Source organism: Saccharothrix deserti (assembly GCF_009769385.1).
Classification (GTDB): domain Bacteria; phylum Actinomycetota; class Actinomycetes; order Mycobacteriales; family Pseudonocardiaceae; genus Actinosynnema; species Actinosynnema deserti.
The window spans coordinates 1-10,832 of sequence record NZ_VKAB01000023.1 but is presented as its reverse complement, the minus strand read 5'-3'; the positions used below and the strand labels follow the sequence as shown (position 1 = coordinate 10,832).

Annotated in this window: 10 protein-coding genes and 1 pseudogene; 6 read left to right on the top strand and 5 right to left on the bottom strand. The window is 70.3% G+C overall.

Annotated features, from left to right (window positions below; genetic code table 11):
* Window positions 1–30 precede the first annotated feature (30 nt).
* Complete coding sequence (locus FM051_RS31460; RefSeq protein WP_158849743.1) at window positions 31–2,166, bottom strand: alpha-galactosidase; 2,136 nt, start codon at window positions 2,164–2,166, stop codon at window positions 31–33.
* Window positions 2,167–2,284: 118 nt separating this feature from the next.
* Between FM051_RS31460 and FM051_RS31455 the strand changes: the two genes are divergently transcribed.
* From FM051_RS31455 to FM051_RS31435, 5 genes and pseudogenes are all read left to right on the top strand, one after another.
* The gene (locus FM051_RS31455; RefSeq protein ID WP_158849741.1) at window positions 2,285–4,729 is read left to right on the top strand and encodes a glycoside hydrolase family 2 protein; all 2,445 of its coding nucleotides are present in this window, start codon (window positions 2,285–2,287) and stop codon (window positions 4,727–4,729) included.
* Window positions 4,726–5,556 carry a LacI family DNA-binding transcriptional regulator gene (locus FM051_RS31450; protein WP_202919118.1) on the top strand — a complete coding sequence of 277 codons (831 nt, stop codon included), beginning with the start codon at window positions 4,726–4,728 and terminating at the stop codon, window positions 5,554–5,556. Before FM051_RS31455 ends, FM051_RS31450 begins: the two co-directional genes overlap by 4 nt.
* Before the next feature lie 10 nt (window positions 5,557–5,566).
* Entirely contained in the window at window positions 5,567–6,547 is a 981-nt protein-coding gene (gene mgrA, locus FM051_RS31445; protein WP_158849739.1) for an L-glyceraldehyde 3-phosphate reductase, read from the top strand.
* Window positions 6,548–6,669: 122 nt separating this feature from the next.
* Window positions 6,670–7,149: pseudogene (locus tag FM051_RS31440) on the top strand (Gfo/Idh/MocA family oxidoreductase); the annotation flags it as partial.
* Between the two features lie 75 nt (window positions 7,150–7,224).
* Window positions 7,225–8,181: an ROK family protein gene (locus FM051_RS31435; RefSeq protein WP_158849735.1), complete on the top strand. Its 957-nt coding sequence runs from the start codon at window positions 7,225–7,227 to the stop codon at window positions 8,179–8,181.
* 137 nt (window positions 8,182–8,318) lie between these two features.
* Here the strand turns inward: FM051_RS31435 and FM051_RS31430 are convergent, their stop codons facing one another.
* From FM051_RS31430 to FM051_RS31420, 3 genes are all read right to left on the bottom strand, one after another.
* Complete coding sequence (locus FM051_RS31430) at window positions 8,319–8,990, bottom strand: lytic polysaccharide monooxygenase auxiliary activity family 9 protein (RefSeq protein WP_158849733.1); 672 nt, start codon at window positions 8,988–8,990, stop codon at window positions 8,319–8,321.
* 174 nt (window positions 8,991–9,164) lie between these two features.
* Window positions 9,165–9,572, bottom strand: coding sequence for a nucleoside deaminase (locus FM051_RS31425; protein WP_238412788.1), 408 nt, complete (start codon window positions 9,570–9,572; stop codon window positions 9,165–9,167).
* Between the two features lie 8 nt (window positions 9,573–9,580).
* Window positions 9,581–10,414, bottom strand: coding sequence for an LLM class flavin-dependent oxidoreductase (locus FM051_RS31420; RefSeq protein ID WP_158849729.1), 834 nt, complete (start codon window positions 10,412–10,414; stop codon window positions 9,581–9,583).
* Between the two features lie 103 nt (window positions 10,415–10,517).
* Between FM051_RS31420 and FM051_RS31415 the strand changes: the two genes are divergently transcribed.
* Window positions 10,518–10,697 (top strand): Lrp/AsnC ligand binding domain-containing protein, encoded by a 180-nt coding sequence (locus FM051_RS31415; RefSeq protein WP_158850055.1) that lies wholly within the window; start codon window positions 10,518–10,520, stop codon window positions 10,695–10,697.
* Here the strand turns inward: FM051_RS31415 and FM051_RS31410 are convergent.
* The coding region (locus FM051_RS31410) for an integrase core domain-containing protein (RefSeq protein ID WP_202919117.1) at window positions 10,675–10,832 on the bottom strand (158 nt) is incomplete at its 5' end. The genes FM051_RS31415 and FM051_RS31410 overlap by 23 nt on opposite strands.

Here is a 10,832-nt window from a genome sequence, read left to right as displayed (position 1 = left end):
TGAGCGGGGAGCTCACGGCCCGTCCCGACGCTAGACCGCTGTGGCGCGCACGAGCACCAACCGCTCCGGGTGCTGGACAGGCGCCTGCAAACCGGCGTTCTCCAGCACACGACCGGGCAGCGTCACGCCCTCCGGCGTCCACCAAGGCAGGCGCACGCCCCAGTTGTCCGCGTTGCCGTCCGGGACGTCACCGGGGGCCAACGGCCGCACGTGGTACGAGCGGTCGGGCGACAGGCCCGGCAGGCGCACGGTCCCCGGCGGGTAGAACTCGGACGTGGCCAGGGCGACGATGGCGAACACGCCGTCCGAGCCGTCCTCCGCCACCACGCCGTGCACCTCGATCGCCGGATCGGCGTGATCGCCGTGCACGGACACGCCGGTGTGCAGCAGCGGCCGCAACTCCTTGTACAGGGCCACCCACGACGTCAGCCGTGCGAGATCCTCCGAGGAAGCCTTGGTCAGGTCCCACTCGATGCCGAAGTGCCCGAACAGCGCCGTCCCGGCCCGGAAGTCGATCGGGTGCTGCCGGTGCGTGGTGTGCGACGTTCCCGAGCCCACGTGCGTCCCCATCAGCTCCAACGGGATCAGGGCGTTGGTCCACCGCTGCATCGACTGCCGCTCCAGCGCGTCGATGCAGTCCGACACCCACACCCGGTCGGTGCGCTCCAGGATCTCCAGGTCCACCCGCGCGCCACCGGACGAGCAGGACTCGATCTCCACCGTCGGGTGACGCCGCCGCAGCTCGTCCAGCAGCCGGTAGGTGGCCAACGTCTGACCACGCACCCCCGCCCGCCCGGTCGGCCGGTGCCCGGCGTCCACCAGGTCCCGGTTGTGGTCCCACTTCAGGTACGAGACCGGGTAGGTGGACAGCAGCTCGTCCAGCCGCTCCAGGATGTACTCGAACGCCTCCGGCCGGGCCAGGTCCAGCACCTGCTGGTGGCGCGCCGGACCGGGCAGCCGGTCGCCCGCCGCCATGATCCAGTCCGGGTGCGCCCGCGCCAGGTCCGAGTCCGGGTTGACCATCTCCGGCTCGACCCAGATGCCGAACTGCATCCCCAGCCCGGTCACGTGGTCGGTCAGCGGCTTGAGGCCGTCCGGCCACACCTCGTCCGACACGTACCAGTCGCCGAGACCTCGGCTGTCGTCCCGCCGCGACCCGAACCAGCCGTCGTCCAGCACGAACCGCTCCCCACCGACCGAGGCGGCGGCGTCCGCGAGGGCCTTCAGCCGGTCCAGGTCGTGGTCGAAGTACACGGCCTCCCAGGTGTTCACCACGACCGGGCGCGGCGACTTCGGGTGGGACGGGCGCGACCTCATGTACTTGTGGAACCGCCCGGACACCTCGTCCAGCCCGTGCCCGTACGAGGCGTACTGCCACGGCGACGTGTACGACTCGCCGGGAGCAAGCACCACCTCGCCGGACAGCAGCAGTTCGCCGGACCCGAGCAGCGACACCGAGTGGTAGGTCTTCTCGGCGAACGTCCGGTGGTTGCCCGACCAGGCCGTGTGCACGGCCCAGATCTCGCCCGACCGGTTGTCGAACCCGGCGGTGCCTGCGGCGAACAGGTACGCGGAGTCGTAGCCGGTCCGCCCGGTCCGGTTCTCCCGCACGCGCAGGCCCTGCGTCCACCGGGTGCGCTGCGGGCTGCGCTCACGCGTCCACCGCCCGGTGAAGTCCAGGATCTCGACCGCCTGCCCCGGCACCGGCAGGGTCAGGTTCACCGCGTCCACGGCGAACTCCGACGAGCCGGTGTTGGACAGCACGGCGCGCTGCCGCACCAGCCCGGACGGGGTCAGCTCGATGACCAGTTCCAGCCCGAGCCCGGCGACTTCGTCCACCGCGTGCACCACCGATCGGCCCGCCGCCGAGCCGTCGACCGACACGACGCGGAACGCGGTCGAGAAGTCCCGCCCGCCCCGGTTGCCGACGATTCCGGGCGTGCCGAGCCAGCCGGCCGACTGCTCCGGCAGCACGGCCACGTCGACCGCGCCGTCCACCGAGAAGCCGACGGGGTGCGGCGCTTGGGCCAACAGCACCGCGTCCAGTTCCGCCGGATCGAGCCCGCCCAAGTCGGCGCCCCAATAGCGGACCCGGGGAAGCCTGCTTCCGGAGAAGTCGAGCACCAGGCTCACACCTGCCGCCCGCAGGTGCGTCACATCTGCCACTTGTGGTCTTCCTCTCTGGTGGTGAACCTCGTTGACTTACTTTAGTTGCTGGCGTAAGAATCGCCATACCTAGTTCACGTAGCTGAAACCACCGCCGCGCCGCCGGAAAAGGGGAACGATGATCCGCACGACCTTGCACGACGGGTGGCGAATGAGCGCGGTGGGCGGCCCGATCCCGGAGGCCCTCACCGGCCGTGAGGTGCCCGCCGCCGTTCCCGGCAGCACGCACCTCGACCTGCTCGCGGCGGGCCTCATCCCGGAGCCGTACCTCGACACGAACGAAGTCGAACTGGCCTGGATGCACCGCGCCGACTGGCGTTACGCCCTCACCTTCGAGGCCGAGGCCGCCAAGTCGGGGGAGAAGGTCGAGCTGGCGTTCGACGGCCTCGACACCGTCGCCGCGGTCGAGCTGAACGGCCAGGTGCTCGGCAGCACCGCCAACATGTTCCGCTCCTACCGCTTCGACGTGCGCGAGCACCTGAAGGACGGCGCGAACGACCTGGTCGTGACGTTCCGCTCCGCCCTCGCGTACGCCGAGGAGCAGGAGGAGGAGCTGGGCTGGCGCGACCGCGTCTACCCGCACCCGATGAACGCCATCCGCAAGATGGCCTGCTCGTTCGGCTGGGACTGGGGCCCCGACCTGCAGACTGCCGGCATCTGGAAGCCCGTCCGGCTGGAGCGCTGGACCGAGGCGCGGCTGAGCCAGGTCCGCCCGCTGGTCACCGTGGACGACGACGGCACCGGCCGGGTCGAGGTGCACGTCGAGGTCGACCGCGCCCGCGACGCGGACCTGACCGTGATCGCCACGGTGGGCGGCGTCGAGCAGCGCGCCCACGTCGGGGGCGACACCGCCGTGGTGACCGTCGAGGTGCCGGACGCCGAACTGTGGTGGCCTGCCGGCTACGGCGATCACCCCCTCTACGACCTGCACGTCACCCTGCTCTCCGACGACTCCGAAGTGGACCGGACCAATCGTCGCATCGGCTTCCGCACAATCACGGTCGACACGACGCCGGACGACATCGGTACCCCGTTCACGTTCGTCGTGAACGGCAAGCCGGTGTTCGCCAAGGGTGCCAACTGGATCCCGGACGACCACTTCCTGACCCGCGTCACCCGCGACCGCCTGGTCCGCCGGGTCGAGCAGGCCCTCGACGCGAACATGAACATGCTCCGCATCTGGGGTGGCGGCATCTACGAGACCGAGGACTTCTACGACGTCTGCGACGAGCGCGGCGTGCTGGTCTGGCAGGACTTCCTGTTCGCCTGCGCCGCGTACGCCGAGGAGTCGCCGCTGTGGGAGGAGGTCGAGGCCGAGGCCCGCGAGAACGTCGCCCGGCTGACCTCGCACGCCTCCCTGGCCCTGTGGAACGGCAACAACGAGAACCTGTGGGGCTTCGCCGACTGGAACTGGCCAGAGCAGCTGCGAGGCCGCACGTGGGGCCTGGGCTACTACACCGACCTGCTGCCCAAGATCGTCGCCGAGCTCGACCCGACCCGGCACTACACGCCGGGCAGCCCGTACAGCCCCGGTGACCTGCACCCGAACGAGGAGACCCACGGCACCCGCCACGAGTGGGAGGTCTGGAACCGGATCGACTACACCCACTACCGCGACTTCGCCCCGAGGTTCTGCTCGGAGTTCGGCTTCCAGGGCCCACCGACCTGGGCGACGCTGACCAAGTGGGTGCACGACGAGCCGATGACCCCGACCTCGACCGCGTTCCTGCTGCACCAGAAGGCCGAGGACGGCAACGGCAAGCTGGACCGCGGCCTCGCGCCGCACCTGCCCGCGCCGGAGGCGTTCGAGGACTGGCACTGGGCGACCCAGCTCAACCAGGCCCGCGCGGTCGCGTTCGGCATCGAGCACTTCCGCTCGCACTGGCCCCGCACGGCCGGCGCGCTGGTGTGGCAGCTCAACGACTGCTGGCCGGTCACCTCGTGGGCCGCGATCGACGGCGACGAGCGTCCCAAGCCGCTGTACTACGCGCTCAAGCACGCCTTCGCGCCACGCCTGCTCACCGTCCAGCCGCGGGACGGCCAGGAGGCGTTGTTCGCGGTCAACGACACCGATGAGATCTGGACCGGTGAGGCGACGCTGGAGCGGCAGACGTTCGCCGGTGACGTGATCTCGGGGGTTAAACTCCGGCTCGACGTGCCGGCCCGGTCGGTCGCGCGGCTCGAGTTGGCGGCCGAGCTGGTCACGCCGGGCGACCCGAAGGCGGAGGTGCTGGTGGTGAGCACGGCCGAAGCGCGCACCGCGCACCTGTTCCGGGAGGACCTGGAACTGTCCTACGACCCCGCCCCGCTCACCGCCGAGGTGCACCGGGTGGCCGAGGGCTACCGGGTCGACGTCACCGCGTCGTCCTTCGCCCGCGACGTCGCCGTGCTGGCCGACCGCGTCGCCGAGGACGCCGTCGCCGACGACACCCTGGTCACCCTCGCCGCGGGCCAGTCGCACTCGTTCCTGGTCCGCACCGCGACCACGCTGACCGACCCGGCCGCGCTCACCGGCCCGCTGGTGCTGCGCTCGGCCAACAGCCTCTGCGCGGTGCGGACGTGACCACCACCCCCGGCTCCGTCGGCCTGGTCCTGGCCCGCCCCGCGCGGCTGCTGGGCGCGGAGCCGTTCTTCATGGAGTTCATCGCGGGCATCGAGGAACGGCTGGCCGAGGACGACCGGTCCGTGCTGCTGCACATCGTGGGCACCGAAGACGCCGAGATCGCCGCCTACCGCAGGTGGGCGGCGGGCGGTGTGGTGGACGCGGTCGTGGTCGTGAATCGGACCGTGGACGACAACCGCCCGGCGGTGCTCCGTGAGATGGGCCTGCCCGCGGTGTACGTCGGCGAGCCCGACGACATCGCCGTGCCCGCCGTCCGCACGGACGACGCCGGCCCGATGCGCGAGGCCCTCGCGTACCTGCTCGACCTCGGCCACCGCCGCATCGCCCGGGTCAGCGGCCCGGAGACGTTGCTGCACACCAGGGCGCGCACCGCGGCCCTGCTCGAAGGCTGCGCGCAGGCGGGCATCGAGCCCGTCGTCCTGGAGGGCGACTACTCGGAGGAGTCGGGCGCGAAGCTCACCACCGTGCTGCTCAACGCGCCCGAGCCGCCCACCGCGATCCTCTACGACAACGACGTGATGGCCGTCGCCGGTCTGAGCGTCGCCAAGGAACTCGGCGTCGCGGTGCCCGACCGGCTCAGCCTGGTCGCGTGGGACGACTCGTCGCTGTGCCGGCTCGCGTCACCCGCGCTGACCACCATGAGCGTGGACGTGCACCAGTTCGGCATCACCGTGGCCGAGTCCGTGCTGGAACTCGTCGAAGGCCGCGAGGTCGCCGAGCGCTGGTCGCCGAAAGCCACGCTCATCCCGAGGGAAAGCACCCGATAAGAGGACCGACATGACCCACCAAGCCGCCGAGTCGCGGTACGACACCATGCCCTACCGCCGGTCCGGCCGCAGCGGGCTCAAGCTGCCCGCCGTGTCCCTCGGGCTGTGGCACAACTTCGGCCACGACAAGCACCTGGACGGCCAGCGCGCGATCCTGCGCCGCGCGTTCGACCTGGGTGTGACCCACTTCGACCTGGCCAACAACTACGGTCCGCCGCCCGGCAGCGCCGAGGAGAACTTCGGCAGGCTGTTCGCGTCGGACTTCCGGCCCTACCGGGACGAGATCCTGGTGTCCACCAAGGCCGGCTACCACATGTGGAACGGCCCGTACGGCGAGTGGGGGTCACGGAAGTACCTGGTCAGCTCGCTGGACCAGTCGCTCACCCGGCTGGGCCTGGACTACGTCGACATCTTCTACCACCACCGGCCGGACCCGGACACGCCCATCGAGGAGACGATGGGCGCCCTGGACGCCGTGGTGCGGCAGGGCAAGGCGCTGTACGTCGGCATCTCGAACTACTCCGCGTCGCAGACCCTCGAAGCGGCCCGCGTGCTGTCCTCGCTCGGCACGCCGTTGCTGATCCACCAGCCGTCGTACTCGATGTTCAACCGGTGGGTCGAGGACGGGCTCCTCGACGCGCTGGCCGAGGTCGGCGCGGGCAGCATCGCGTTCTCGCCGTTGGCACAGGGCGTGCTGACCGACCGTTACCTCAACGGCGTGCCGGAGGGCTCACGTGCGGCGGGCGCCTCGCCGTTCCTCTCCTCGTCCAACATCGGTGACGAGACGCTGGCGAAGGTCCGGGCGTTGAACGACATCGCCAAGCGTCGCGGGCAGACGTTGGCCCAGCTGGCGATCGCCTGGGTGCTGCGCAACGTGACGTCCGCTCTGATCGGCGCGTCCAGCGTGAAGCAGCTGGAGGACAACGTGGCCGCGACGGCTCGGCTGTCCTTCGAGGCGGAGGAGCTGGCCGAGATCGAGCGGCACCTGTGACCGCCGTCCCCCGGACCGCGCGGTGATCCGCACGGTCCAGATCGGGCTCGGCTCGTGGGGCACCGACTGGGCCGTGCGGGTGCTGCCGGAGGCGCCGGAGCTGGACGTGGTCGCACCACTTCGACTTGCTGCGGTTCCTGCTCGACGACGAGATCGCGGCGGTCACCGCCCGGCCGTGGCGGCGTGGACAGGACCCGGACACCCTGCTGTCGTCGTTCTCGGCGACCGTCGAGCTGACCGGCGGCGCACTGGTCGAGTACAGCGCGAGTTCGACGAGCCAGGCGGCCGTGACGCCGTGGTCGGGCGACTGGCTGATCGAGGGCGACACGGGCGTGGTCGAATGGGCCGGCGAGAGCCAGGTGAACCTCTCCCACGCAACGGTCCACCGCGCCGGCTTACCCCCCGAGACCGTCCCGATCGAAACGCTGCCGACCAAGGATGGCGTAGCGGACCGAGTGGCCGTGGTGCGCGACTTCGCCGACGCCGTGCACAGTGGACGTGCGTCGGGCATCAGCGGTCGCGCCAACCTGGGCACGGTCGCGGCCCTCCTGGCGACGTGGAAGAGCCTCCAGTCCGGAAACCGCGTCGAGATCCACCCGTAACGACCGACGTGCATGCTCATTCGGAACCCGTCAACCCCTCTTGACGAAACTTTGCTTAACCGCTTAACTAAGTCCATGGGCCAAGTACTCGACCCGGTCGCCGTCGCCATCGACATCGGCGGCACCAAACTCGCCGCGGCGCTGGTCGAGTCCGACGGCACCGTCCTGGCCCGCCGCACCACACCGACACCGCCCGGTGACGCGGAAACCATCTGGCACGGCCTGGCCGGCGTGCTGGACGAACTGCTGGCCGTCGCCGCGGACCGCGCCGTGCTGGGCGCGGGCATCGCCTCAGCCGCCCCGATGGACCTGCGCACGGGCACGATCAGCCCGGTGAACATCCCCGGCTGGCGAGACTTCCCGATCACCGCTCGCGTCGGCGACCTCCTGTCGGGCCTCCCGATCCGACTCGGCGGCGACGCGCTCTGCATGGCGCTGGCCGAATACCACCACGGCAACGGCCAGGGCAGCGAGTGCCTGCTCGGCATGGTCGTGTCCACCGGCATCGGCGGCGGTTTCGTGTTCGACGGCCGACCGCACTTCGGCACCACCGGCAACGCGGGGCACGTAGGCCACTTCGTGGTCGACCCGGCGGGCCCGCTGTGCGGGTGCGGCGCGAACGGCTGCTCCGAGGCCATCGCCAGCGGCCCGTCGATGGTCCGCTGGGCGTTGGAACAGGGCTGGAAACCCCTCAGCGGCACGGCGGACGGCGTCGCGCTCGCCGCCGCCGCCCGTGCAGGCGACCCGACCGCACGGGCGGCGTTCCGACGTTCCGGCGAGGCCGTCGCACACGTCATCACAGTGGCCTCCGCGCTGTGCGAGATCGACCGCGTGGTGATCGGCGGCGGCGTAGCGCAAGCCTGGGACCTGCTAGAACCAGCCATAACCCGCCCGCTCGCGGATTACGCGGGCCTGGCCTTCATGCGCCGGGTCGAGGTGTGCCAGGCAACGTTGGGCGTCGACTCGGGCCTGATCGGCGCGGCGGCACTCCTCGCGGACGAACGCGTCCCGTCCCTGCCGGTAGGGATCTGAGCAACCCCCAATCGCCACCAGTCGGACCCAACCTGTGGCGTACACGGAGACCAACAGATTAACCGTTTAAGGGCGCACACGCGTGCGGCGGAGGCCTGAGGACGCTTGAGTCTCCGCCGCACCCGTGTGTGTTCGTACTACTGGAAGTTCACGTCACTGCAGAGGTAGTACGCCTGGTCCATGTGGCTGGCCTGCCAGATCGTGAACACCACGTGGCGCCCGGTGCGGCTGCCCGCGTTGACCTGGGCCTGGTACAGCCCCGTGGTGCCGTAGCGGCCGGTCGTGGTGACCAGCTCCAGGTCGCTCCACCTCAGCGGCGTGGTCGCGGTGTTGACGCCCTGGCGGGTGATGTAGATGCGCAGGTAGTCCGCACCGTGCTTGGCCTGGTCCGTGATCGTGAGGGTGAACTGGCGCGGCTTGTTGGCCGTGTTCCACGCGCCGACCGCGTCGAGTGCCCGGTACCGGCCGCCCTCGGCCAGGCCGCCGCTGCACAGCTGGCCGTTCGGCAGGGCGCCCTGGTGGTTGCCGCCGACCCCGTTGCGGTACAGGCCGTTCCAGTTCCACATCGCGTTCGGGTCGGCCTTCCAGGCCTGGGCGCACATGGGGTCGGTCAGGTGCATGTTCGGGTTCAGGTGGTCGGTGCCCCAGCGCTGGTGACAGCCGTAGTTGCGCGACGGCGGGTCGGTGACCGAGCCGTGCGCGCTCGCGACACCCGTCGTGCTCACCAGGACCACGACGCCGGCGGAGAGGACCGCCAGGACCGAGCTGAAGACGCCGATTACCGTGCGGAGACCACGTCTGAAGGTCATGTCTTGTCCTCCACGTTGAGGATTTACCGACGACGGACTGGGAGCGCTCCCAGGGTCTCAAGGTAGCGAACCGGGCACAATCTGTGAACCCCATGAGCAAACGAAGCTCTTCAGCCGCTACGGCACCGGCAACCAGCGCACCCCGCACCCCCAAAAGCCGGAGAGCCCTACCGGCTACCGGTAGTAACCCATGACCGGAACGCCGGCTTCCTCCGGCAACGCCGGACCCTCCTGCGGCACGGCGGCGAAACCGCCACCCGGCTTCAGCGCGTTCAGCTGCTCGGTCGACAGCGCGAACACCACCCGCCCCAGCCCCGACCGCTCGATCGCACCCACGCACATCCCGCACGGCTGGCAGCTGGTGAACATCGTCGTCCCGGCCGCCACCTCCGGGGAGAGCGACCGCGCCGCCCACCGCGCCAGCTTCAGCTCCGGGTGCGCGGTGATGTCGTCGTCCGTGACGCTCGTGTTGCGCTCCTCCGCCAACACCGCGCCGTCCGGCCCCACCAACAACGACCCGAACGGCGGGTTCCCAAGAGCCCGAGCCTCAGCGGCCAACTCAATCGCTCTGAGCAAGCTCATCCGCGAGCTCATCGGAACTCCTTCCGCACCGTGGCCAACGCCTGCCACGCGACTTCCGGGTGGACGGTCTCCTCCGGATCGCCCAAGAACGGGTCCAGCACCACCGCTTCCACCCCGAGCGACCGCAACTCCGCCAGATCACCCACCACCTGCGACACCGTGCCCTCACCCAACCGCCGGTCCGGCCCCACCTCGTCGGAGGTGATGTTCAAGATGATGCGAGGAGTCAACGCGGGCAAAGGCTTCCCCTCCTCCGCCGCGATGACCTCCAGTCGCCCCAACCCTTCCCGGAACGCCGAAGGCGTGAGACGCAGGCTGTGCCAAGCGTCCCCGAGCCGCACGGTCCGCCGCAACGCCGCGTCGGAGTGCCCGCCGACCCAGATCGGGATCCGCCCGGCCCGGTAGTCCGCCTCGTCCTGCCACGCCGCCCGCACCGCCCGCAGCCCCTCGTCGGTCAACCGACCCCGGTCCGCGAAGCGCACGCCCAACGCCTCGTACTCCTGCCGCGCCCACCCGACCCCGACACCCAGCACGAACCGCCCGCCGGACAGCTCGTCCAGGTTCGCCGCCATCCGCGCCACCAGCAGCGGGTGCCGGTACGGCAGCACCACCACGGTGGTGCCGAGCCGGATCCGCGACGTCACGCCGGCCAGCCACGACAGCGCGGTGAACGGCTCGTAGAACGGCGCCGGGTACTTGCTCGCCACGTCCGGCGTCACCGCCACGTGATCGGACACCATCAACAGGTCGAAACCGAGGCCTTCGACCGTCCGAGCCCAGCTCCGCAGCACGTCCGGTGACGTGCCGGGGCCGAAATTGGGGACGTTCACACCGATCTGCACCGGACCAAGGCTAGGCACCGATCAGCCGATCCTGAAGAGAGCAGCCCCGGTCTCACCCCCGGTCCACCGTGGATTCCCCGGTAATCTGCCCCGATGACCGGCAATCTCGACCACCGGCGACGACTGCTGCACGCTCAAGGTCGCCGCCACGTCCATGACGCACCTGGAGCAGGTGGTCAACGACCTGACCGGTTTCGGCGGCACGACCACGAACATCGTCTACAGCCAGAGGGACTTCACCCCGGATGTTGGACACGGGGTTATGCGGCTGGGGTCAGCGTAGCGGGTGTTGGGGTGAGGCTGTTCTCGTAGTCGATCGGGGACTTCTGGCCGAGGTGGGAGTGGCGTCGTCGGGTGTTGTAGCGGTGCGCCCAGCCGAACACGGCCAGGCGTGCTTCCCTTTCACTGGCCCAATTCT

Bases quoted from the DNA above. Each gene is read 5' to 3' on its own strand.
- FM051_RS31455 (WP_158849741.1), top strand. From the start codon at position 2,285: ATGATCCGCACGACCTTGCACGACGGGTGGCGAATGAGCGCGGTGGGC.
- FM051_RS31430 (WP_158849733.1), bottom strand. From the start codon at position 8,990: ATGACCTTCAGACGTGGTCTCCGCACGGTAATCGGCGTCTTCAGCTCG.
- FM051_RS31435 (WP_158849735.1), top strand. From the start codon at position 7,225: ATGGGCCAAGTACTCGACCCGGTCGCCGTCGCCATCGACATCGGCGGC.
- mgrA (WP_158849739.1), top strand. From the start codon at position 5,567: ATGACCCACCAAGCCGCCGAGTCGCGGTACGACACCATGCCCTACCGC.
- FM051_RS31425 (WP_238412788.1), bottom strand. From the start codon at position 9,572: ATGAGCTTGCTCAGAGCGATTGAGTTGGCCGCTGAGGCTCGGGCTCTT.